Source organism: Streptomyces sp. NPDC096012 (genome assembly GCF_040426375.1).
GTDB lineage: Bacteria > Actinomycetota > Actinomycetes > Streptomycetales > Streptomycetaceae > Streptomyces.
On sequence record NZ_JBEOTD010000030.1, the window covers coordinates 36,000 to 57,902 of the forward strand.

17 protein-coding genes, 1 tRNA gene and 4 pseudogenes are annotated in these 21,903 nt (G+C 69.3%); 8 read left to right on the plus strand and 14 right to left on the minus strand.

The features are described from left to right. Positions 1 to 11: 11 nt before the first annotated feature. The 4 genes from ABVB68_RS25755 to ABVB68_RS25770 all read right to left on the minus strand — a co-directional run bounded on the left by ABVB68_RS25755 (position 12) and on the right by ABVB68_RS25770 (position 4,312). Positions 12 to 929, minus strand: a complete 918-nt coding sequence (locus ABVB68_RS25755; protein ID WP_353603568.1) for an NADP-dependent oxidoreductase — start codon at positions 927 to 929, stop codon at positions 12 to 14. Between the two features lie 692 nt (positions 930 to 1,621). Continuing rightward, a complete protein-coding gene (locus ABVB68_RS25760) occupies positions 1,622 to 2,125 on the minus strand; it encodes a hypothetical protein (protein WP_353603569.1) in 504 nt (167 codons plus the stop codon). Positions 2,126 to 2,127: 2 nt separating this feature from the next. Then, positions 2,128 to 3,393: a molybdopterin-dependent oxidoreductase gene (locus tag ABVB68_RS25765; RefSeq protein WP_353603512.1), complete on the minus strand. Its 1,266-nt coding sequence runs from the start codon at positions 3,391 to 3,393 to the stop codon at positions 2,128 to 2,130. Positions 3,394 to 3,574: 181 nt separating this feature from the next. Next, positions 3,575 to 4,312 carry a flavodoxin family protein gene (locus ABVB68_RS25770; RefSeq protein ID WP_353603513.1) on the minus strand — a complete coding sequence of 246 codons (738 nt, stop codon included), beginning with the start codon at positions 4,310 to 4,312 and terminating at the stop codon, positions 3,575 to 3,577. 178 nt (positions 4,313 to 4,490) lie between these two features. Between ABVB68_RS25770 and ABVB68_RS25775 the strand changes: the two are divergent. Continuing rightward, positions 4,491 to 5,631: pseudogene (locus tag ABVB68_RS25775) on the plus strand (thiamine pyrophosphate-dependent enzyme). 606 nt (positions 5,632 to 6,237) lie between these two features. On the opposite strand, the gene ABVB68_RS25780 reads toward ABVB68_RS25775, so the two are convergent. Next, positions 6,238 to 7,068, minus strand: a complete 831-nt coding sequence (locus ABVB68_RS25780) for a hypothetical protein (RefSeq protein WP_353603514.1) — start codon at positions 7,066 to 7,068, stop codon at positions 6,238 to 6,240. 269 nt (positions 7,069 to 7,337) lie between these two features. Here ABVB68_RS25780 and ABVB68_RS25785 point away from each other — a divergent pair, with 269 nt between their 5' ends. Next, positions 7,338 to 7,745 carry a hypothetical protein gene (locus ABVB68_RS25785; protein WP_353603515.1) on the plus strand — a complete coding sequence of 136 codons (408 nt, stop codon included), beginning with the start codon at positions 7,338 to 7,340 and terminating at the stop codon, positions 7,743 to 7,745. Here the strand turns inward: ABVB68_RS25785 and ABVB68_RS25790 are convergent. After that, positions 7,737 to 8,189: a nuclear transport factor 2 family protein gene (locus ABVB68_RS25790; RefSeq protein WP_353603516.1), complete on the minus strand. Its 453-nt coding sequence runs from the start codon at positions 8,187 to 8,189 to the stop codon at positions 7,737 to 7,739. The two genes, ABVB68_RS25785 and ABVB68_RS25790, sit on opposite strands and share 9 nt — an antisense overlap. Beyond that, positions 8,190 to 9,476: an FAD-dependent monooxygenase gene (locus ABVB68_RS25795; protein WP_353603517.1), complete on the minus strand. Its 1,287-nt coding sequence runs from the start codon at positions 9,474 to 9,476 to the stop codon at positions 8,190 to 8,192. Positions 9,477 to 9,816: 340 nt separating this feature from the next. On the opposite strand from ABVB68_RS25795, the gene ABVB68_RS25800 reads away from it, so the two are divergent. The 4 genes and pseudogenes from ABVB68_RS25800 to ABVB68_RS25815 form a co-directional block, all read left to right on the plus strand. Then, positions 9,817 to 11,217, plus strand: a complete 1,401-nt coding sequence (locus ABVB68_RS25800; protein WP_353603518.1) for an APC family permease — start codon at positions 9,817 to 9,819, stop codon at positions 11,215 to 11,217. A gap of 196 nt (positions 11,218 to 11,413) precedes the next feature. After that, positions 11,414 to 13,093, plus strand: coding sequence for a chloride channel protein (locus ABVB68_RS25805; protein WP_353603570.1), 1,680 nt, complete (start codon positions 11,414 to 11,416; stop codon positions 13,091 to 13,093). Positions 13,094 to 13,291: 198 nt separating this feature from the next. Then, the gene (locus tag ABVB68_RS25810) at positions 13,292 to 14,074 is read left to right on the plus strand and encodes a DUF4142 domain-containing protein (RefSeq protein WP_353603519.1); all 783 of its coding nucleotides are present in this window, start codon (positions 13,292 to 13,294) and stop codon (positions 14,072 to 14,074) included. Between the two features lie 103 nt (positions 14,075 to 14,177). After that, a pseudogene (locus ABVB68_RS25815) lies at positions 14,178 to 14,598 on the plus strand (DUF4142 domain-containing protein); the annotation flags it as partial. Positions 14,599 to 14,817: 219 nt separating this feature from the next. Here ABVB68_RS25815 and ABVB68_RS25820 read toward each other — a convergent pair. Then, positions 14,818 to 15,357, minus strand: coding sequence for a MarR family winged helix-turn-helix transcriptional regulator (locus ABVB68_RS25820; RefSeq protein WP_353603520.1), 540 nt, complete (start codon positions 15,355 to 15,357; stop codon positions 14,818 to 14,820). Positions 15,358 to 15,391: 34 nt separating this feature from the next. Then, positions 15,392 to 16,001 (minus strand): annotated as a pseudogene (locus ABVB68_RS25825) (PP2C family protein-serine/threonine phosphatase); the annotation flags it as partial. Positions 16,002 to 16,190: 189 nt separating this feature from the next. Between ABVB68_RS25825 and ABVB68_RS25830 the strand changes: the two are divergent. Further along, entirely contained in the window at positions 16,191 to 16,874 is a 684-nt protein-coding gene (locus ABVB68_RS25830; protein WP_353603521.1) for a hypothetical protein, read from the plus strand. A 50-nt stretch (positions 16,875 to 16,924) separates the two neighbouring features. Here the strand turns inward: ABVB68_RS25830 and ABVB68_RS25835 are convergent, their stop codons facing one another. Continuing rightward, the gene (locus ABVB68_RS25835; RefSeq protein ID WP_353603522.1) at positions 16,925 to 17,398 is read right to left on the minus strand and encodes a hypothetical protein; all 474 of its coding nucleotides are present in this window, start codon (positions 17,396 to 17,398) and stop codon (positions 16,925 to 16,927) included. A gap of 603 nt (positions 17,399 to 18,001) precedes the next feature. Between ABVB68_RS25835 and ABVB68_RS25845 the strand changes: the two genes are divergently transcribed. After that, on the plus strand, positions 18,002 to 19,687 hold the full coding sequence (locus ABVB68_RS25845; RefSeq protein ID WP_353603523.1) for a ribonuclease J: 1,686 nt from the start codon (positions 18,002 to 18,004) through the stop codon (positions 19,685 to 19,687). A 165-nt stretch (positions 19,688 to 19,852) separates the two neighbouring features. Here the strand turns inward: ABVB68_RS25845 and ABVB68_RS25850 are convergent, their stop codons facing one another. From ABVB68_RS25850 to ABVB68_RS25865, 4 genes and pseudogenes are all read right to left on the minus strand, one after another. Further along, positions 19,853 to 20,209, minus strand: a complete 357-nt coding sequence (locus ABVB68_RS25850) for an ATP-binding protein (protein ID WP_503006241.1) — start codon at positions 20,207 to 20,209, stop codon at positions 19,853 to 19,855. Further along, the gene (locus tag ABVB68_RS25855; RefSeq protein ID WP_353603524.1) at positions 20,112 to 20,516 is read right to left on the minus strand and encodes an ATP-binding protein; all 405 of its coding nucleotides are present in this window, start codon (positions 20,514 to 20,516) and stop codon (positions 20,112 to 20,114) included. The genes ABVB68_RS25850 and ABVB68_RS25855 overlap by 98 nt, the downstream gene beginning before the upstream one ends. 827 nt (positions 20,517 to 21,343) lie before the next feature. Further along, positions 21,344 to 21,417: transfer RNA gene (locus ABVB68_RS25860), tRNA-Met, on the minus strand. A 141-nt stretch (positions 21,418 to 21,558) separates the two neighbouring features. Continuing rightward, a pseudogene (locus tag ABVB68_RS25865) lies at positions 21,559 to 21,663 on the minus strand (cold-shock protein); the annotation flags it as partial. Positions 21,664 to 21,903: the final 240 nt, after the last annotated feature.

The following is a 21,903-nucleotide window of genomic DNA, read 5'->3' on the forward strand; positions in this document are numbered from 1 at the left end:
GCCATCACTCCCTACGGGCGTACGCGGATGACGGTCTTCCCGCTGCGTCGCGTGGTCGGGTTGAGGGCACCAACGGCGTCATCCAGGCTCGCGACGTCACCGATGTTTGTCCGCAGCCGTCCGTCCCGCACCCGCTGCACGATCTCACCCAGGTCGGCACGATCGGCCTCGACAACGAAGTCCACCGCCAGACCATTAGTGGGCCGCGCCTCGACCGGGCCGACGATGGACACCAGCGTTCCTCCGGCCCTGATCAGGGCAGCGGACCGCTTCTGAACGTCGCCACCGATGACGTCGAAGACCAGATCGACGCCGCCGACGTCCTTCAGCGCGTCGTTCTCGAGGTCGACGAACTCATGCGCGCCGAAGTCGAGTGCCTTCTCACGGTCGGCGGCGCGTCCGGTGCCGATGACGTAAGCGCCGGCCTCACGTGCGAGCTGGGTCACCATCGTTCCGACTGCCCCGGCCGCGCCATGGGCGAGGACGGTCTGACCGGCCTGAAGGCGGCCGTGCTGGAACAGCCCCTGCCACGCGGTCAGACCTGAGATCGGCAGGGACGCGGCTACCGTGAAGTCGACGTCGCCGGGCAGCGGTGCGAGGTTGCGTGCTTCGATCGCCACGTACTCCGCCAGGGTGCCGTCGCGGTACCAGTCGGCGAGGCCGAACACCCGCTGCCCGACCGACAGCCCCGTCGTGCCGTAGCCGAGAGCAGTGACCACTCCCGCCAGCTCGTGGCCGGGGATCGACGGTGTCTTGTCACGGCCGGCGCGATCGGTCCAGGTCGACGGCCACTCCATCTCAGTCGGGACGAAGCCCGATGCATGAATCTGGACGATGACGTCGTTGATCGCTGCGGACGGCTCAGGCCGCTCCGTCAGCGTCATCCCGGCCGTTCCCGCGGCCTGGTCGGTTACCACAATGGCTTTCATAGAGATTGTCCCCTTCCTTGTACGTGTTGTGGGTTTGGATCTCCGATGAGCCAGGGTGAGGAAACAGCGGTGTCCGCTCGTCCACTGGTCGGTGATGCTGAGGGCGAGGTCCTCGGCGACCCGGTGGAGCGCGCGTCGTCCCAGCCGTGCCCAGGGGAAAGGTGGACCGCTGTGGCCCTGGAGGTCCTCGAACCGCGCCGTGCACAGCTCCTCGACGTCATCGGGGTCGACCTCGATGACGAGGCGTCCCGCCGGGGCCATGAGTCCACCACAGCGGTGCAGGAGGCTGTGAGGGTCGCCTCCGATGCCGATGTTGCCGTCGATGAGCAGAACCGTCTGCCAGCCGCTCTCGGTCGGCAGACGGTCGAAGACCGACCGGCACAGTGCGAGCCCGCCCTGGATGGTGGTGAGTGCGACCGCGTGAGGTGCGATGTCGACCCCGAGAGCGAAGACTCCCCGGCTCAGCAGCTCTCTGCACATCCGGCCCGGCCCGCAGCCGACATCCAGGACTGGGCCGACGCAGCGTTCCAGCACGGTCGTGTCGGCTGCTGTGGGCTGCTCGTGCCAGCGGTGCACGGGCATCCGGATCCGGCGCCCGTCGACCAGCCGCAGATACACCGGTCCGCGGCCGGGTCGCAGGGCCAGCGCGTAGGGGTCCTGCTCGGTGCCGTACGGCTTGTCCTCGTCGGTGGTCACGATGTAGGGCCATGACCTGTGGCGGGCAGGCCCTCGTCGCCGCGGTCGGCTCGCCGGGCGCGGCGAAGTCTGATCGCGAAGGCCACTGCGGAGCCGGCGAAGAGCACGCCGGTGACCGCCAGCCATCGGCCGAGGTAGACGCTGTCGGAGAGCCCGGTGTCACCGGGGTAGGGGACGGCGAGCCGGAAGACGAGGGGGAACCAGACCAGCAGGAGCAGGCCGGACAGGAAGGCGGGGACGCGCAGGTGGTTGACCCACGGCACTGCTCGTACGTCGCCGGTGCGATGACGCAGTACCGAGAGGGCAGACAGGTCGGCCAGCGAGTACAGGGGCAGCAGGATGAGGTCGTGGAGGATGGCCGCGCCGACGAACCAGATGGCCACCTCCAGCGGCTGGACCGCGAAAAGGCGCACCATGGCGTAGGCGGTGAGGGCGAACGAGGCGATCAGGACCAGCAGATGCAGGGGGCCTGAGCCGTACCATCGGACGAATCGTGTCATGGTCACGCCCTGAAGGTGAGCCGGTGGACCCACTTGGTGTTGTTCACGCCGGGGTTGGCCGGGACGATGACGCGGGCCGGGTATCCGTGATCGAGCGACAGGTCCGCGCCGTTGACGCGGAGGGCGAGCAGAGCTCGCGGGTCGTGGATCTGGTTGCCGCGCAGCACCACCCGGGTGAAGGGGCCGGGCGGTTGGATGGATTCGACCAGGACGCTTGCGGCGTCGGGCAGGCCGGCCAGGGCGGCGAGGTCGGCCAGCCGCAGGCCGCTCCAGTGCTGGTCCTCGGTGGACCAGCCCTCCACGCAGGCGATCGGCAGAGCGGCGGCGTGCTGGGGCATCGCCAGGAGCTGCTCGCGTGTGAAGACCCGCGGCGCTCCGCGTCCGTGCACCTCCAGCCGCCAGCTTGGGCCGACCAGAGCGGGGGTGACGCCGACCTTCGCCGCCGTCTTGTTGATCTGGAAGGCGTTCGGGCCGCTGCCGGGGTCGCGGTTGTGCGGTGCGAGGAGCGCGGTCCCGCGCAGCCGGCCACCGATGCTCTGTCCCGCGGTCACGGCGAGGAGGAGAAGCGATCCCGCGCCTACCATGCCCAGCGCGCCGCGGCGGGTCGTCGTCGGCCGAGCGGGGGCGGCTGCCACCAGGCCGTCGGGGTCGGGTGGTTCGGGCACGGTGTGGGCGAGGTCGGTGCGCAGTTCGGCGCTCAGGCTGCGTGAGCGCAGGGCCCGTGTCATCCGGCCGAGCTTGAGGCACACGTGGACGACGAAGGCAGCGATGAACACCCAGGCGCCGTAGAAGTGCAGGCGATAGAAGGAGCCCGGGAAGACGTAGTAGAGCTGGATGTTGAGGATACCGGTGACGAATTCGAAGATGACGCCGCCGACCAGCATCAGCAGGGACAACCGCTCCAGGCCGTGGGCGACGGAGCGCACGGGCAGCCATTCGAAGAGCTTCGGGATGACCGACCACAGTTTGGCCAGCAGGACCGGGACAAGGACCACGCCCAACGTCACATGGACACCCTGGAGCAGCCGGTAGAGCCAGTAGGGGTGCGTGGGCCAGCTGAAGAGGTAGAAGCCCAGGACGCCCTTGTCGGGAGTCTCGTCATTGAGGGGGCTCAGGCCGGGGTTGTAGGAGGCGTAGGACAGCAGTCCGGTGACGAACAGCAGAGGAATACAGATCAGGAGGACCAGTCCGAACACCGACGTCAGCCAGGGCCCGCGGATCGGACTGCGCCAGAATCCCGGCCGGAACGGCCCCGGGGGCGGGGGCATCTGGCTGACGCGCCGCGCCGCCGTACGGGTACGGGCGGCCGCCGACGCCACCGCTGCCGCCCCGCCGGCCCGCACACGCCTCAGCCGCTCCCGTGCGCGCCTCTCGTCCGGTCCCCGGCGTGCCGGCCCGCCTCGAGGGGCCGAGCCCGACGGCCGTCCGCCGCTTGCCATCGGCATCCCGCTACCGGTGTTCGGGGTTTTCGTAGTCGTGGCGGCAGCCGGCGTCCCAGGCGGTGCGCTGGTTGCCGTAGGCGGGGATACCGCCGAGGTCCTTCAGCGCCCGGGCCAGGTGGAGCAGGTTCCAGGTCATGAAGGTGGTGTTGCGGTTGGTGAAGTCGTTCTCCGGGCCGCCCGATCCGGGGTCGAGGTAGGAGGGGCCGGGGCCGGCCTCGCCGATCCATCCGGCGTCCGCCTGGGGAGGGATGGTGTAGCCCAGGTGCTGGAGGCTGTAGAGGACGTTCATGGCGCAGTGCTTGACGCCGTCCTCGTTGCCGGTGATCAGGCAGCCGCCGACTCGGCCGTAGTAGGCGTACTGGCCTGCGTCGTTGAGCAGGCTGGAACAGGCGTACAGCCGCTCGATCACCTGCTTCGTCACGGAGCTGTTGTCGCCCAGCCAGATGGGGCCGGCCAGCACCAGGATGTCGGCTGCCAGGACCTGCTGGTACAGGTCGGGCCAGGCGTCCCGCTCCCAGCCGTGCTGCGTCATGTCGGGCCACACACCGGTGGCGATGTCGTGGTCCACCGCGCGTACGACGTCGACGTGCACTCCTTGTGCGTCCAGGATGGCGGTGCTGCGGTCGATCAGTCCCTGGGTGTTGCTCGTCTCCGGCGAGCGCTTCAAGGTGCAGTTGAACACCAGAGCACGTAGGTCGTCGTACCGGGCCGGCGGCGCGTCGGTAGCGGGCGACGAAGCAGTCACGCAGTCCTCCCGGAGCCTTGCCGCCGCGCGGCGCGCGGCGGCTCGTCCACTGCGCCCAGCCTGCGTGTCGACCGCAGCAGCCGCCACCGCAACGCCTCCGAACGGTTCCGGCGTTCCGCGCCCCTCGGCCGGCTGCCGACGAGTGGCCGGGTCCGGTGGCCGTGCCTACGTTCGCCTCATGGGTACCGAAAACGCGAGCGACTCGCAGGACACGGCAGCGGTGGAGGACGTCGCGCACCTGTTGGTGCGTTGTCTGCGCGCCGAGGGCGTGGAGTACGTCTTCGGCATCCCCGGCGAGGAGAACATCCGGTTCGTCGACGCGCTGAACGGCTCCGGCATCCGGTACGTCCTGGTGCGCCACGAACAGGCCGCCTCGTTCATGGCGGAGATCTACGGGCGGCTGACCGGCCGGGCCGGCGTGTGCTCGGCCACCCTGGGCCCCGGCGCGATCAACCTGCTCCTCGGCACCGCGGACGCCACGACGAACAGCGCGCCGCTGGTGGCCCTGGCCGCCCAGGGCTCCCTGCGCCGCGCCCAGAAGGAATCCCACCAGGTCATCGACCTGGTGTCGATGTTCGCTCCCGTCACCCAGTGGGCGGCCCAGATCGTGTGTCCGGACGCGGTGCCGGAGGTGACACGCAAGGCGTTCAAGACCGCTCAGAGCGAACGCATCGGCGAGCAGCGCGAAGATCCGCACCCTGCTCGGCGAAGAGCTGCAGTACGGACGGGACAACGACGCGTTCCCCCTGGTGCCGCAGCGCGTCGTGGCCGATGTGCGCACCGCGCTGGACCGCCACGACATCGTGCTCGCCGACACCGGCGCCGGAAAGATGTGGATGTCCCGTCTCTACCCCACCTACGAACCGGACACCTGCCTGGTCTCCAACGGCCTGTCCACCATGGGCTTCGCACTGCCGGGCGCCATCGCCGCCAAGCTGGCCCGGCCGGACCGGCGCGTCCTGGCCATGATGGGCGACGGCTCGTTCCTGATGAACTCGCAGGAACTGGAGACGGCCGTCCGTGAAGGCGTCCCGCTGGTCGTCCTGGTCCTGGCGGACGAGGAATACGGCCTCATCACCTGGAAGATGTCACTCGAACTGGGCCGCCACAGCCACACCAGGTTCACCAACCCGGACCTGGTCACCTATGCCGAGAGCTTCGGCGCGCGCGGCTACCGGATCGAGGCCGCCGACCAACTGCTGCCCGCACTGCGCCGTGCTCTGGACGACGAAGGTGTCTCCGTGATCGCCTGCCCCGTCGACTACTCCGAGAACCTGCGCCTGACCGACAGACTGGGCAGTCTGCACGGCCCCTTCTGAGCTGACGGGCCCGAAACCCGGAGGTCGCGGTCTTCGTCTTTCTGAGGACCGCTTTCGGTTGTCCGCCTTGTACAAAACCTGCAGAGGTCAGTCACCCACCAGCCGGGGCGTCAGCACTTCCTGAACCCCGGCAGCATGGGCGCTTCCGCAGTGCGGGACTGCTCACGCGAGAGATGTGGGTCATGGGCGGTTCCGGTTCCGTGTAGAGCTGTTGAGCGCGCGGCTGGTCCGCCATGGGCTTCGGCAGACACCCGCCGACCCAGTTACCGGCCGAGTGGACAAGGCGGACCGAGCATGATGCGGTTGCCAGCCGCTCGCCTGCTCGCCGGACCCGCCAAAGCGTCCGGCCCTTCTCTCCCGAGGCGCAGCCGCCGACGCCGACACTCCGATCGACCGACAGGTGGAGGCACGCGAGCTGGCGTTCAACGGCTCCCCGAAGGCAGGAACACCGGGTGTCGATCGCTCGCTGGCCCAAAGCACGCACCGGGGTCTCTACGGCATCGCTACGCACAGGCCGGCAGCAGCGACCGCGGCGGCCGGCGACGACTGCGAATGCCCATGGCAAGGAGCAATGCGGTCCGCGCAGGTGTCCGCACGACGGATGGTCTATCCGGATCCTCCTGGCTGGTCCTTGGCCCACCACAGGAAAGCGGCGGAGTGCTGCTGGTTGGCGAAGCCCTCGCCGACGAGGCTGTGCAGGAGGTCGTTGCTCCAGAGGATGAGCCGGCCGAGGGTCCGGTTCACCGACTCGGGTGCGGGCAGTTCGAGTCCGTACACGGCTCGGGCTATCTCGCGCTTGCCGCCCGCCAGGGTCGTGTACTTGAGGATCGACAGGAACCGCTCGGGCTGCGCCACGCACAGAACTCTGGTGAGCAGTGCCTCCTTGAAGCCGGTCATCGCGAACGGCTTCACACCGGAGAGCAGGTGCTGGAGCCGGTCTTCCAGGGGTACCTCGTCGGGCCCATAGAGGAGGTACTCGATCGTGCTGCGGGTCGATTCCCCTGCCGCGGCGTCACCCATGAGGTTCCAGGCGGAGTTGAAGGTGGCCTGGTTGCCGGGGTGGGCTCCGACATCGGAGTTGGCGAAGTCCTTGAGGACCCTGGGGTCACAGGTGCTCAGCCCGCCCGGGGAGAAGACCTGCTGGTACTTCGCCCAGTAGGCGGCGACCTGCGGGTCGAAGTCGGGGCTGCTGGCCAGGTATTCGGCCTTGAGCCGGGCCGCCCGTTCCAGCCGCCGGGGCTCGACGTCCTCGGGCTTCGGGAAGCGGGCCTTGAGGTCACCGAAGGAGCGGACCCGGTCCTTCTCCGGGAGGACGGGTTCGCCGTGCTCCCACTCGAAGCCGCACCGATGCTTCACGACCCGGCGTCCGTCGCCCAGGGTACGGACCAGTTCGATGCCCTCGTCGTCACTGCACAACGGGCACATGACCAATGCCATGATCCCCCCCCACTCTGTCGGTCTCCGCACCGCAGGCCGGTGTGTCCTTCGCCCGGGGTCGCATCGTGCATCCGGCCGCACCAGTCGCCGGCGAGTGGCAGACCCGGGGAGGCTCCCCCGAAAACCCATCTTGGCATAATGCAAAGATGGGTGCCACAACCACACGCAGGCACATCCTTCTCGCAGTGCCCCTGTCCGTGACACTCGCTGTCCTGACAGCAGGGTGCGCGAGCAGTCCTTCCTCCTCCCGTACCAGCGCCTCCGCTTCCGTGTCCGACGGGTCACCGACGGTCCCGGGCCGCACTCATGTGGACGTCGCCGACGTCGACCTGACGATCACGGAAGCCGTCGCACACCTCGACCACTCGGGCGACGGTTCGCTCAGCATGGAGGTGCGCAACGACAACGGCGTCCCCGAACACCTCGGTATGGTCGCGACGCCGGACGGCGGGCGAGGCGTGCTGGTCGGCGGGAAATCGGCAGAGGGCGACGGTTCGCTGTCCACCGCCGGCACCCTGCTGATGAGTGGCAGCACCGTCACCTTCGGCGGCAAGGGAGACCCCCGCGTCCTCCTGCACGGGGTGCACGGTGTCACCGCCGCGCACACGCTTTCGGTGGCCCTGCAGTTCGGTGTGGCCGGACTGGTCAGGTTCCAGGCCCGGGTCTCCTCAGCCTGACGCCCCTGACCGATACCCGCGCCAGTGACCCGACTCCGCCGGGCGGGCCGCCGCGGACCCGGTGAAGGCCGCTTCCAGCGCCTGGGCGCGGTCTGCATAGCCGGTGATGCGTGTGATCAGGCCACCGGTGACGTCGAAGACGTGGTATCCCACGTTCTCCGGGGCGGCCGGTGGCACCGTGCCGTGGATCCGCAGTCCGAGGACGGCGGCCGTCGGGTAGGTGAAGGTTTCCTCGGTTGTCGCCCGCAGGCCCAGCGCATGGAGACGGGAAAATCGGCTCAGGACGTGGGAGCGGGTGTGGCAGCCGGTTTCGCCTCCTTCGGGCGGACTCCAGTGCACGTTGGGGTGCAGGAGGTCGGCCAGCATGAGGCAGTCGGCGGTTTCCAGGGCTTCCCGCAGGCTCGCGGCGACGACGCTCGGACGGGGGCCGGGACTTGAGGGCATCTAACTCTCCGCGTGCCGGGGCTGCTCGCCGGAACTCCCAGCTTGCCGGGTCGACTTGGCTCGGCGAGAGCGCGTTCCAGTCGATTCCGCCGTTCCCGCCCAGGCCGGCACCGCTGCGAGTTGACGCAGGCGGGGTCGTTGCCTGCCGGCGAGTGCCACGCCGGCGACGTGGCCCGATCCGGGCAGGTCGGCCAGCCTCAGGGCGAGTCGGCGCAGCCGCAGCTGCCGCTGCGAGGCGGGGACGAACCAGCGCGCTGTACGGCGCGCGGCCCGCTGTCTGCGGGAGACCACCGGCCGCCAGAGCCGCTCGTATCCGGCGAGCGCCTCCTCGATGCTGCGGGATCCGGCGAGCTGGTCGGCCAGGACATAGGCGCCGGCGATCGCCAGCGAGGCACCCTGCCCGGCGAGCAGGGACACGGCGTGGCAGGCGTCGCCGACCAGGACGACCCGTCCGCGGCTCCAGGACGGCAGGTCGCTCTGGGCGACCTGGTCGTAGTAGAGCTGGGGTGACGGCGGGCAGCCTGCCAGGGCGCGGGGCACGAGCCAGCCCAGCGAGCCGTACTCGCGGCGCAGGCCGGCCCGGGCGTCATGGGGCGGGCGGGGTTCGGTGGCATGGTGTACGGCGAACGCAGCGACCTTGCCGTCCCGCAGGGCGTAGAGGCCCATCTGTCGGCCGACGGAGTCGGTGAGGCAGAACCGGTCGCCGAGATCCGCGTTCACCTCGGGGTCGTCGAAGGTGAAAGCGGCCGTGTGATAACCCAGGTGCCGTACGTACCGCGACTCATCGCCGAAGGCCAGCGCCCGCACGGTGGAGTGGATGCCGTCGGCCCCGATCAGGAGGTCGGCGTGAAGGCTGCTGCCGTCGGTGAGCTTGACGCGGACCCCGAAGGCGCTCGTCTCGACGCGTGCCGGACCGACGCCGAAGCGCAGGCCGACGGCGAAGGACAAACGTTCCCGCAGAGCGAGTTCGAGATCGGACCGCATGATGCTCAGCAGGCGCCCGTCCAGGGACCGGGCGAACCGGTCATAGCCGAGCCGGGCACGGCACCGGCCCTGATCGTCGACGAAAGCCGCCCCGGAGATCGGATAGCTGAGTTCCTCCAGCCAAGGCAGGACTCCCATGGCCTCTGCGGCGTCATATCCGGGGCCGAAGAAATCGATCATGTATCCCTCGGTGCGGGGGCCCGGCGCCTTCTCCAGGACCACGACCTCCCAGCCGAGCGCGTTGTACAGACGGCCGGCGAGCGCGAGCCCGGCGATACCGGCTCCGCAGATGACTGCTCTCATCGGTGTGCGTCGCCTCTTCCGCTCCGGGGACTGGGGCAGGCCAACCCCACCTCTACTTTTGCACTATGCAAAGCTCTGCTGTCAAGGATGCCCCGCTCCGGGCGATGCGGAACCGGTAAGACGCCCCGATGGCTCCATGCCTGCCCAGCGCATCGGAGAGTGACCGGGCGGACAGGGACGGTGGCCTGAGGGCCATCCCAAGACCTTGACGCTTCCCTGACGCCACACTGATGGCCCTTTGACGTACTGTCGTAGGCGGTGTGCCGGGAAGACGGGTCGGCGAAGTGTCCCTGGTGACTCGTCCGTCGTGCGTACTACGGACATCAAGGAAGGTCTTCCCGTGCCCCCCTCGAAGTCGGCTGCCGTCGCCGCGAACGCCCCGCGCCTCGCCCCGGACCGGCGCGGCCCCCGCCGTTCCGTCCTGTTCTTCGCGTTCGCCTTCGCGGTGATCGCGGACCCGGTCTCCTCGGTGGCGTACGCGATCGAGGCGGCGCTGCGTGCCCTGCACGGCGACCTGGCGCTGCTGTTTCCGACGATGAGCCTGGTCATCGGGCTCGTCGTGCTCGTCACCGCGAACTACTGGCAGCTGGTACGGCGCTTCCCCAAGGGCGGCGGCGCCGCTGCGGCGGCCGGGCGGGCGTTCGGCTCGCGCTGGACGTTCCTGCCCATCGGCGCCCTGGTCGTCGACTTCGTGCTTACCATCGGCATCTCGATCGCGGCCGCGGCGAGCGCGGTGATCGCCCTCTTCCCGGGCCTCGCCCCGTACCGGATCCCGCTGGCGCTGCTGCTGCTCGTGGTGGTGGCGGGGCTGACCTGGTTCGGGCACGGCGGACGGCTGCTGTTCGCCGCCATGACCGTGGCTTTCGTCGTGATCTCGGTGGCCGTCCTCGTCCTGGGCTTCGCCTCTCCGCACGGCGCCGGCCACGCCGCCACGTCGGCCGACCCGGGCCGCTCCGCGGCACTGGCCGTGGTCCTGGCCTTCCCGGTCGCCATGGCGCTGGCCACCGGCATCGAGGCGCCGTCCACCGCTATCGCCCAGCTCGGCCAGCTCGACGACACCCACCGCCGCCGCTTCGGCCGCGGCACGCTCGCGCTGCTGCTGGTCATCGTCGGCGGGCTCACCCTGGCCCTGACCGCCCTCGCCGTGCGCCTGCGCATCGGCATCCCCGGCGCCGACTCCACCCAGATCGCCGACATCGCGCACGCCGCCACCGGACCGGGCTGGCTGTACGGCGCCTTCCAGCTGACCAGTTCGCTGCTGCTGCTCGCCGCCGCCAGCTCCTCCTTCCAGGCCGGACCCGGACTGCTGAAGGCCCTGTCCGGTACCGCCGACCGGCCTGGAGTCCTGCCGCCGGTGCTCGGCCGGACCAACCGCCACCACACCCCGTACTGGTCGGTCGTGGCCTACCTGGCCGCCGCCGCACTGATCATCGTCGCGGCGGCCGGACAGGAACAGGAACTCGTCCTGTTCTACGCGGTCGCCGTCTTCGTCAGCTTCCTGATCGGGCTGCTCGCCATGGCCCGCTTCGCGCACCGCGAGCGGAAGACCGCCCTGGCCTGGATGAACGGCCTCGCCGCCGTGGCCGTGGCCTTCACCCTCGCGGTGAACCTGCTGCGCGGCTGGCCCATCCTCTCCCTGGCCGCGACCCTGCTCGTCGCGGGCGCCCTGTACGCCCGGTGGACGCGGGCCGGACGGCCCTCGGACATCGAGGATGTCGAGGCCCACGCCGAAGCGGACTGACTCCCACAGCGCGGGGTCCGCCGCCGCTCGTGCCACCGCCCCCTTGACTTGTTTTGCATAATGCAAAGATATGGGAGTGACATCGACGAGCGCCACATCGGCGGCAACGGACGGAAAGCAAGTGTCCACCTACGCAACGAGCGGTCTGCCACGTACACCGAGCCTCTGGGGGCTGCGGACCGCTCCATGGGGCCTGATGGTGCTCGCCGTGGTGATCGGCGCCGGTGCCGGCGCCGGCTCCATCGTCTTCCGCTGGTGCATCAAGACCTTCACGCACCTCTTCTCCGGCCACTCGGACTACGCGGCGTCGCCGGGCGCGGCCAACGCGCACGTGCCGTGGCTGGGCCCGTACTTCGTGCTGCTCGCCCCGGTGGTGGGCGGCCTGCTCTACGGCCCCCTGGTGAATCGGTTCGCCAAGGAGGCGCGCGGCCACGGGGTGCCGGAGGTGATGCTCGCCGTCGCTCAGCGCGGCGGGCGGATCAGCCCCAAGGTCGCGGTGGTCAAGACACTCGCCTCCGCCCTGTGCATCGGCTCGGGCGGTTCGGTGGGCCGTGAGGGGCCGATCGTGCAGATCGGTTCGGCGCTGGGGTCCACTCTCGGCCGTATGGCGAAGGTGACCGAGGGCCGGATGAGACTGCTGGTCGCGTGCGGTGCGGCGGGCGGTATCGCGGCCACCTTCAACGCACCGCTGGCCGGGGTGTTCTTCGCCATGGAGCTGATCCTGGGCACCTTCAGCGCGGAAGCCTTCGGCGCCACCGTGCTGGCCAGCGTCACCGCGAGCGTCATCGGCCGTGCCGCCTTCGGGAACGTCGCCTTCCTGCGGCTTCCCGGCTTCCGGGTGGACCACCTGGCCCAGTACGGGCTGTTCGCCGCGCTCGGCGTCGTTGCCGCGGTGGTCGGTGTGGGGTTCTCCCGGTTCCTGTACCTGGTGGAGGACGCCTGCGACTGGCTGTGGCGCGGACCGGAGTGGCTGCGGCCTGCGGTCGGCGGACTGGCGCTCGGACTGGTGCTCCTGCTCCTGCCGCAGATGTACGGCGTCGGCTACCCGGTCCTGCAGAAGGCGACCGAGGGCGGCTACGCGGTCGGCTTCCTGCTGCTGTTGCTGGTGGGCAAGATGCTGGCGACCAGTCTGACGATCGGCATCGGCGGCTCGGGCGGCGTCTTCGCGCCCAGCCTGTTCATCGGGGCGATGCTCGGCTCCGCGTACGGCATCGGCGTCCACCACCTGCTGCCCGCCTCCGCCGGCGCGGTCGGCGCCTACGCACTGGTCGGCATGGGAGCGGTGTTCGCCGGCGCCGCACGGGCACCGATCACCGCCGTGGTGATCCTCTTCGAGCTCACCGGCGAGTACTCGATCATCCTGCCGCTGATGCTGGCGATCGTCCTGGCCGCCGCTACCAGCCGCCTGTTGTCGCACGACACCATCTACACCCTCAAGCTGCGACGGCGAGGCGTCGATCTCGAAGGCCCCGCACAAGGCGCGCGGCTCGGAAGCCAGCTGGTCGATTCCGTGATGGAACCCCTGCCGTCCTCGCTGCCCGCGTCCACCACGCTCGCGGCCTCCGCCGACCTCCTGAGCCTCTCGGGTCACGGCGCGCTCCCGGTCGTCGACGACGCCGGGGAGTACATCGGCGTGGTCACGGCCCAGGCGGTCGCCGAGGCCCTGGCGGAGGAACCGGAGGCGGCTCCGGTCCGGGTCGGCGAGCTGGCCGAACCGCCCGCCCCGATCACCGCCGACCAGCCCCTCGCCCAAGCCCTGCACACCCTGCTGGCAGCCACGGGCACCGGCATGCCGGTCCTCGACTCCGAGCAGGGCAAGCCGGTCGGCTGGCTGAGCCACCAGAGCGCGCTGCGCGCGGTGCACGCGACGGCCTGAGGGCGCGGCCACAAGGGTTCCGGGCGCCACTCCCTCTCATTTTGCATTGTGCAAAACTGGGTACAGGGTGTGACCACAACGGCCGGACAGAAGCCCTCCCGTGACTAGCATCATGCAATCTTTACCTAGCGCAATGGTTCTTTTTCCGTATCGCCTCCGTACGACGGGACAGCCACGCCGCCAGCACCAGGAGGCACCATGCCCGTCTCGCGCAACACGATCGGATCCCTCGCCGTCGGCGGGGCACTCGCCGCCACACTCGCCGCCCTCGTCTATCCGAGCATGCTCGGCATCCAGACAACTTCCTCGAACGCGTCGAGGATCCTCGCCAACACCCAGTGGGGACCACTCACCGAGTCCGACCGCAACTTCGTCGTCTTCGTGCGCTCCGCCGGACTCTGGGAGGGCCCCTCTGGGGACCTGGCCATGAAGAAGGGGACGACCGCGGCCGTGCGCGAGGCCGGGCGGCATCTGGTCATCGGGCACGCCGCGCTCGACGCCCGCTGCCGGAAGATCGCCCCCATGCTGAACATCACCATCCCCAACCAGCCCACACCTCAGCAGGCGGGTTTCCTTGCGACGTTCCAGTCGGACAAGGGCAAGCAGTTCGACACCGACTTCGCCAATATCCTGCGCGTCACGCACGGCTCGATCTTCAACACCATCGCCAAGGTCCGCTCCACGACCGAGAACACGCTGGTACGGGCCCTGGCCGACCAGGCCAACGACGTGGTCCTGGACCACATCACGCAGATGGAGAAGACCGGACTGGTCAACTACGACCAGGTCAACTTCCAGATAACGACCCCGCCGAAGCTTCCGTCCGCGCAGGTGACGCCGCCGGTGCCGCCGGCGGGCGCGCCCCAGGTCGTCCTCACGGTGCCCCCGGGCCTTTCGACCGAGGGAGTGCCGACAGGTCCGGCCGTCACCTCGGAGGGCTCCTCCGTGACTTCTCCGACACCGTCGCCTACCGCGGGATGACACGGCCCCATCGACCGCCGTATAGCATCGTGCAAGTTTTACCTTGCGCAATGATTGGTCGGCGTGACTCCTGACGAACACTTTGCTCGCGTCAGGAGGCATCATGCCCGTTGCCCGCCACACGAGCGGAGCCCTCGTCGCCGGCGGGGCACTCACCGCCACCTTGGCCGCCCTCGTCCACCCGGGCATGCTCGGCGTGCGGACCACGTCCTCCGATCCGTCCCGGATCATCGCCAACACCCAGTGGGGACCGCTGACCGAGGGGGACCGCGACTTCCGTCAAGGTCCGGTCGGCAGGACCGTGGGAGTACCCGTTGGGAGAGCTCGCGCTGGAGAAGGGCTCGACGCCGGAGATGAAGGAGGCGGGCAGGCATCTGGTCGTGGGGCATGCCGGGCTGGACGACCTGTGCCGCAAGATCGCGCCCATGCTGAACATCACGCTGCCCAACCAGGCGACCCCGCAACAGCTGCAGTTCGTCGCGACCTCGGCGGCGCAGTCCGGCCTGCAGTTCGCGTCCTACGCGCGAGTCCCATTCCCTGCGTGCCTCCTCAGACCCCCGGCACCCGCGCTGTGCGGCCGTGCTGTCGCGGCCGGTCGCACTCGCGCGGCACGTACCGCGGAGCGGGCGGCAAGGCCCGCCTTCACCATTCCCTTGCATTATGCAAGACAGGGGGGATCCGGAGAAGACGTGCCCGTATGCGGATCATGGCCGGCCGCGCGTTCCGGCCCGGTCGGGTGCGGGTCACACGTCGTGCACCATCGCCTCGTCGACGGCCCAGCCGAGCGGGTGCGGATCCGGGTTGTCGGCGGGGAGGGTCGCCGGCGGCTCGCCGCCCGCCCGGTTGAAGGCGCCCAGGGCCTCGATCAGCGCGAGCCGCTGCGTGGGACCGAGCCGGGCGACGATCCCCGCGATCTCGGAACGGCGCCGGGCGGTGACGTGCTCGACGGTGCGTCGGCCCTCGTCGGTGAGCTGCAGCAGGGTCTCGCGGCGGTTGTCGGGGTTGGTCTGGCGGTCGGCGAGCCCGGCCGCGATGAGCCGGTCGACCATGCGCATCGCGGTGGACGGCGCCACCTGGAGCAGGTCGGCGAGCACGACCAGCTTGGTGGCCCCTCTGGTGGCGAGCACGACCAGCATCCGGAACTGCGGCAGGGTCACCCGCTCCTCGACCTCGGCGAGGGAACGGGCGGAGACGGCCACCAGCAGGCGGGAGGCGGTCAGCACCGCCCTGGTGACCGCGTCGACATCGTCCATGGCCCCTGCTGGGGTCTCGTGCTCCGGCATAGGTCCTTTTTACCGTGCCGAAGTCGGCGCTCCCTCACCCGATGGGAACAGATTTTCCTTCCCCATGGCCGTGGTAGCGCAGGAGCAGCATCGCGGCGTCGTCATGGAACGGCCCGCCGGCATGTCTGACCAGGTGTTCCCGAAGAACCTCCAGGGCCTGGTCCGCCTCGGGCTCCTTGAGAAGGTCGGCGTTCGCCGAGGGGGTAAAAGGAGCCCTGGGCGTCCCGGGTCTCGGTGACGCCGTCGGTGTACAGGAGGAGCTGGTCCCCGGGCGCGAAGGCCACCCGGTAGGGCTCGGGCCCCTCGCCGCCGTGGGCGCCGAGCCCGAGGGGAAGCGCGTACGCGGGCGGCTGCGGGAAGTCGACGGTGCCGTCCTGCCGTCCGAGCGTCGGCGCCGGGTGGCCGTAGTCGAGGAAGACGACCTCGCGACCGGACCCGATCTCCGCGAGCACCGCCGTGACGAACTTCTCGCCCTCAAGCTCCCGGGCCACGCTCCGCTCAAGCCGCTCCCCCAGCCCCACCAGGTCAGGTTCGTCGTGGGCCGCCTCCCGGAACGCGCCGAGCACCACGGCCGCCGTCTCCACCGCGGCCAGTCCCTTGCCCTGCACGTCACCCACGATCACCCGGATCCCGTGCGGCGAGGCGCCCATTCGACATTACCGACCGCAGGATCCCGGATCTCCACTCTGAACTGCGACGATACGTGGACTATATGTTCGTGACGGCGAGTCGAGGTACGGCGTCCGAGGTTCCCCCGACGCCTTCGCCCCGACCGTCTCGGCAGCCGTACGCAATGCCGTCATCGCCGACGTGACACCCGAACAGGAGTTGAAGTGAGTGACAGCATCGAGTGGCTTGGCGGCCACTGCTTCGAGAAACCGATGGGTGGTCCCGGTATGCGTGGCGGAGTGTCGCTGACCGCTGTGCGTGGTCTTCCGGTGGAGGACCTCCTGCGGCGCATGGGTGCTGGAGATGACCAGATCGGCATACGTGCGCACTACCGTGATTTTGATTCTCTGTCCGTGGATGCCCCGTGGACACCCTGCATGTACGGCACGTCCGGTGAGTGGTCGTACGTCCTGGAGGATTCCGGGGTGTGCGCCTGGTATCAGCACTGGGCTGACGGGAACGGGTTTGTGGTCCCTCACGATGGTGAGGAGTTCGTGTGCCTGTATGCGAATGTCGCGGTGCAGCCGTCGTGGTTGTTCTACGCACCTGGTGAGGGTGGCCTTCTCCGGGCAGAGTTCCGGCACAGCCTGGCGGGTCCTGCTCCGGGTGGTGAGTCCAGTAGGGCTCACCACCTCAACAGCCGGATGCGGAGCAATGGCGCCGTGTGGCCGGACCCGGATGAGTTTTCTTCTCCGGAGGCGTGGCGGGCTTTTGTGGAGCAGAGTTCTGCTGGGCTTCATGCCGCCGTGTGGAGGTCAGTCGGCGAGCACACTGATCTGAAGATTCCCAGAGGGGCGGTCGAGTCGGGCGATCTCCCGATGGCGCTGCTACTGGATCCGTTCATGTGACATGCGAAGGGCGGCTGGTAGACCAGCCGCCCTAGCTGGTTTTCGAGTTTCTAGTTCGTGGTCATGGTGCAGTGCATGAAGGTTCCGGTTCCAGTAGCACAGTCACCCTTGATGTCGGTGTTCAGCCAGTAGGCGTCCCTGTCCATGAGACGCATCTTCTTGGCGAATCCTGCGGAAAAGGCTGCCGTGGATCCGCTGTTCTGGACCCCGGAGATGGAAGACCTTCCGCATACCTCCCTGAAACTGGGCATCGTTCCGGGAAGGTTTCTGAGACGGATAGTTCCGTTGTCCATCTGCGCGTACGTCTGCGTGCATTCGGCGCCGGTGGAGACGGGGTTGAGTCCGTCGAGGCTGGCTGGCTGTCCGCCGCTGTTGTAGGAGGCGTTGAAGGTGAACTCGTCGCAGTTCGGATCGTCGGTGGCGCTGTTCATGGCCGCCGGGTCGTAGTTGGTTCGCGCCCATCCGTCCACGTCACAGATGACGGCACGGTTCGCTCCGTTGCGTCCGCCTGGCAGGTAGTCCAAGGGAGTATTCATGCTTTCCAGCCCCGGGCTCTTCAGGGTGCCGTGCTGGATGAGCCATCGACTGCATGCTCCCCGGCGTGGCCTCGCCTTATCACCGGGCTGTCACGGACGCCCCTATAACGCGGGGGCGCGAGAAACCGGTCTGACCAGGTCGAAGACCTCGCGGGCGGCATACCGCTTGAGGCATCGGATGATCTCACGGCGGGTCCTGCCCTCCTGGGTGCGGCGTTCGTTGGCCGCGTTCTGGGCATCGCGCGGATCCGACTTCCCGCGCCGGCGACGGTTCGGTTCGGTCGGGCAGGGCCGGTTCACGTCGTTCCACATCCTGGGCCAGCATGCAGCGGGCCCGGGCCGCCCCGATGGAGCCGGCTTCCGACCCGATGGCTCATCGCGTAGTTGGCACCAACCGCACGGACGGTCGGAACAGTGTCGGCGCCTGGTCAGGCACGCCCCTGTCGGGACAGACCCTTCGGCATCAGCAGCGGACCATCACCGGCCAGCGGTCGGCGAGCGGCAGTACGTCGTCGGCGGCGGTTCGTATCGAGGGCTCAGGTCCCGCAGGCAGTGGATCATCCTGTCCCGCTCTCCGGGTACCGTCAGGGTATGAGTCATCCGCACCCCGAACTGAAAGCCGCCCCGCCCCTTCCCGAAGGAGGGCTGCGGGTCATCGCCCTGGGCGGCCTGGGTGAGATCGGCCGCAACATGACCGTCTTCGAGCACGCGGGCAAGCTGCTCATCGTCGACTGCGGCGTGCTGTTCCCCGAGGAGACCCAGCCCGGCGTGGACGTGATCCTGCCGGACTTCACCTCGATCCGGGACCGGCTGGACGACGTCGTGGCCGTTGTCCTCACCCACGGCCACGAGGACCACATCGGTGGCGTGCCGTACCTGCTGCGCGAGCGGTCCGACATTCCCGTCGTCGGCTCCAAGCTGACGCTGGCGTTCCTGGAGGCCAAGCTCAAGGAACACGGCATCCGGCCGCGCACGGTGCGGGTGCGGGAGGGCGACCGGCGTGGCTTCGGGCCCTTCGACTGCGAGTTCGTGGCGGTCAACCACTCCATCCCCGACAGTCTCGCGGTCGCGATCCGCACCCGGGCCGGGATGGTGCTGCACACCGGCGACTTCAAGATGGACCAGTTCCCTCTCGACGACCGCATCACCGATCTGCGTGCCTTCGCCCGCCTCGGCGAGGAGGGCGTGGACCTGTTCCTCACCGACTCCACCAACGCCGAAGTACCCGGCTTCACCACCTCCGAGCGTGAGCTGAACCCGGCGATCGAGCAGGTGATGCGCACCGCGCCGCGACGGGTCATCGTCTCCAGCTTCGCCAGCCATGTGCACCGCATCCAGCAGGTCCTGGACGCCGCGCACCAGCACGGCCGCAAGGTCGCCTTCGTCGGCCGGTCGATGGTCCGCAACATGGGCATCGCCCGTGACCTGGGTTATCTGAAGGTCCCGTCCGGTCTGGTCGTGAGCACGAAGGAGCTGGAGAAGCTGCCGGACCACAAGGTCACTCTGGTGTGCACCGGCTCCCAGGGCGAACCGATGGCCGCGCTGTCGCGGATGGCCAACCGCGACCACATGATCCGCATCGGCAAGGGCGACACCGTCCTGCTCGCCAGCTCGCTGATCCCCGGCAACGAGAACGCCATCTACCGGGTGATCAACGGACTCACCCGGTGGGGCGCCCACGTGGTCCACAAGGGCAACGCCAAGGTGCACGTCTCCGGACACGCCAGCGCCGGCGAACTCGTCTACTGCTACAACATCGTCAAGCCCCGCAACGTCATGCCCGTGCACGGCGAATGGCGCCACCTGCGGGCCAACGGCGACCTCGCCATCCGTACCGGTGTCGACCCCGACCGGGTCGTCCTCGCCGAGGACGGCGTCGTCGTCGACCTGGTCGACGGGCGCGCGTCCATCACCGGCAAGGTCCCCGCCGGCAACGTCTACGTGGACGGCATGGAAGTCGGCGGCGCCACCGAGGCGTCCCTCAAGGACCGCCTCACCCTCGCGGAGGAAGGCGTGGTCACGGTGGTGGCGATCGTCGACGCGGACACCGGCGCCCTCGCCGAAGCCCCCGACTTCCTGGCCCGCGGCTTCGTCCACGACGACACCACTTTCGAGCCTGTCATCCCCGTCATCGAGAAGACCCTGGCCACCGCCGCCGAGGAAGGCGTCGGGGACGCGCGCCAACTCGAACAACTCCTCGCCCGCGCCGTGGCGAACTGGGCGTTCCGCACCCACCGCCGCAAGCCCCTCATCATCCCCGTCATCATCGACGCCTGAGCCACAGCCCGGCAGCACGGTCCCGTTCCGGCCGCGGCGCCTCCGGCACCGAGGTCGGGCACAGGGTCGGCAGCCACCTCAGCAGGTCAGGGTGGGACCGCACCCCACATGAGGAGTCGTCGAAAACACATGAGTGGGTGGGCGGGGCCCGCCGCGTTGTCGTGGTCAGCCGGGGAGGTGGCGGCGAATGTCAGTGCCGTCGGGGCCGGTGTGGACACGGACGAGGTCCGCAAGTGGGTGGACGAGTAGGAGTCCCCGGCCGCCGGGCTGCGTGGGACGGGACGGGTGGCGACCGGCCAGGGGATCGTTCAGTTGTCCGCCGTCGTGGACCTCGCAGACGATCCGGTCGCGCTCGGCCCTGATCCGCAGCGTGCCCGAGCCGGCGCCGTGGACGACGCTGTTGGTGGTCAGCTCCGCACCGCGCTCAGGAGTCGAGGCTGAGTTCGGCCCAGACCGTTTTGCCGGGGTGACGGGGGGTGACGCCCCAGCGTCGGGCGAGTCGGTCGAGGAGTTGGATGCCAAAGCCGCCGGGCTCGGTGTTCGCGGTGGCGCGCTTGCGGGGCCAGCGGTCGCTGGAATCGCTGACGGCTATGCGCAGCCACCGCCCGTTCCAGGTGAGCTTGATCAGGGGCGGGCCGGAGCCGTGGCGGATGGCGTTGGTGATCAGTTCCGAGACGAGCAGTTCGGCGGTCTGGATCATCCGGTGCCGGCGCGGCGGGCCGCCGAAACCTTCCACGCAGTCGCGGACCCAGTGCCGGGCGGCCGTGATGCTCGCCGTGACTGCGGGGAAGCGCGTCTCGCAGGATGGGGTGGTCGATTCGCCGTTCACGAGGTTCCTCCAGCGCGGGTGGCTCTGGGCCGCCGCCGGCCGGTGCTCTGCGCGGCCGGTGGGAGCCATCTGTCGGGTTACCCACGCGCGCCCGGTGAACCATCTGTGTCCGCCGGGTGACCGGCAGATCCCGTGAAAGTCATCCGCCGGCGATTCGACCGTGCCGGCGCATGCTGGGTGAGTGCGCTGAAGCCCCCTCGACGCCTTCGATACCGGGACGGACGACGACACCGGCGTTCCGGCCGTTCCGGCACCCCGCCCCGACGGCGAAGCACAGCTGTGAGCGAGATGCCCGCCGACACCAGGCGCACTCCCTCTGGGCATCACCGTGCTCGTGACCGTCTGGCATCGCATCAAGGCCGTCGGCTGTTCCTTCCGCCTCACCAACTACTGACGGCACTCTTGTCGTCCTCCGCTGTCGGGGACGCTTGAAACGTTTCAGCCGTCGCCGACACTCCGCTACTGAGCGCGGGCACCGCATCGGCGCGAGGCGGCCAGCTACTGGGATCGCGCCACTGATCGGGACGACCGAAAACCAGCCAGGAAACCAGCGATGCCCATGTCCCTGCTGTCTGTCCATGGTCGGCGGGGTCTGATCCGTCGGAGCAGCCTGCCGGCAGGACGGCAGGCTGTGCCGTGTAAACGGATTGCCGCCTTGTGTCAGACCCACGATTCCGTGAGCACGGTGGCTGAGGCGGCGTACGGCCTCGGTGCAGCCCAGTGCGTTGACGCCTTCTGCGACCGCGGTGCCCTGTTCGCCGAGAGCCAGGTCCGAACCGGCACACACGCAGTGAAGGCCCGGTGGATGCCGGGCCTTCACGTTTGAGTAGCGGGGACAGGATTTGAACCTGCGACCTCTGGGTTATGAGCCCAGCGAGCTACCGAGCTGCTCCACCCCGCGTCGGTACGGTGAACTGTACGGCACCGATCGGAATCGACCCAATCGACTTTCGCCTGTGCTCGTCGCGCTGGTCGTCATCCGCCTGCAAGGGCGGCGGCCACCTGACGCGGCGTGCGCAACCTCTCGGGCAGGTCTGCGAGGTCAGACCAGGTTGATGTTCTCGGCCTGCGGACCCTTCTGGCCCTGGGTGACGTCGAACGTCACGGCCTGGCCCTCCTGGAGCTCACGAAAGCCGGTGATCCGCAGGCCGCACGAGGCCGGTGCGCCCCACTCAGCCCGGTCGGTTGTCGTCGCAAGGCTGCCCGGCGACAACCGCCCGTCCGAGCCGGTGCCATCCCTTCCTCCGGCATCGGGACCACCTGGCAGGAAGCCCCAGGTCAGCGCCCCGCCTCTCCCCAATCGCTACATGAGGGTACGACGTCTCCCGCCAACCGGCGGATAGCGCTGGTAGCCACCTCGCGGAGTACGGATCCAGCACGCGCGAGG

Excerpts from the sequence above, each read along its gene's own strand:
- ABVB68_RS25760 (WP_353603569.1), bottom strand. The coding sequence starts at position 2,125 with ATGACACGATTCGTCCGATGGTACGGCTCAGGCCCCCTGCATCTGCTG.
- ABVB68_RS25795 (WP_353603517.1), bottom strand. The coding sequence starts at position 9,476 with ATGAGAGCAGTCATCTGCGGAGCCGGTATCGCCGGGCTCGCGCTCGCC.
- ABVB68_RS25780 (WP_353603514.1), bottom strand. The coding sequence starts at position 7,068 with ATGGCATTGGTCATGTGCCCGTTGTGCAGTGACGACGAGGGCATCGAA.
- ABVB68_RS25845 (WP_353603523.1), top strand. The coding sequence starts at position 18,002 with ATGAGTCATCCGCACCCCGAACTGAAAGCCGCCCCGCCCCTTCCCGAA.
- ABVB68_RS25790 (WP_353603516.1), bottom strand. The coding sequence starts at position 8,189 with ATGCCCTCAAGTCCCGGCCCCCGTCCGAGCGTCGTCGCCGCGAGCCTG.
- ABVB68_RS25755 (WP_353603568.1), bottom strand. The coding sequence starts at position 929 with ATGAAAGCCATTGTGGTAACCGACCAGGCCGCGGGAACGGCCGGGATG.
- ABVB68_RS25805 (WP_353603570.1), top strand. The coding sequence starts at position 11,414 with ATGGTGCTCGCCGTGGTGATCGGCGCCGGTGCCGGCGCCGGCTCCATC.
- ABVB68_RS25765 (WP_353603512.1), bottom strand. The coding sequence starts at position 3,393 with ATGCCCCCGCCCCCGGGGCCGTTCCGGCCGGGATTCTGGCGCAGTCCG.
- ABVB68_RS25810 (WP_353603519.1), top strand. The coding sequence starts at position 13,292 with ATGCCCGTCTCGCGCAACACGATCGGATCCCTCGCCGTCGGCGGGGCA.
- ABVB68_RS25820 (WP_353603520.1), bottom strand. The coding sequence starts at position 15,357 with ATGCCGGAGCACGAGACCCCAGCAGGGGCCATGGACGATGTCGACGCG.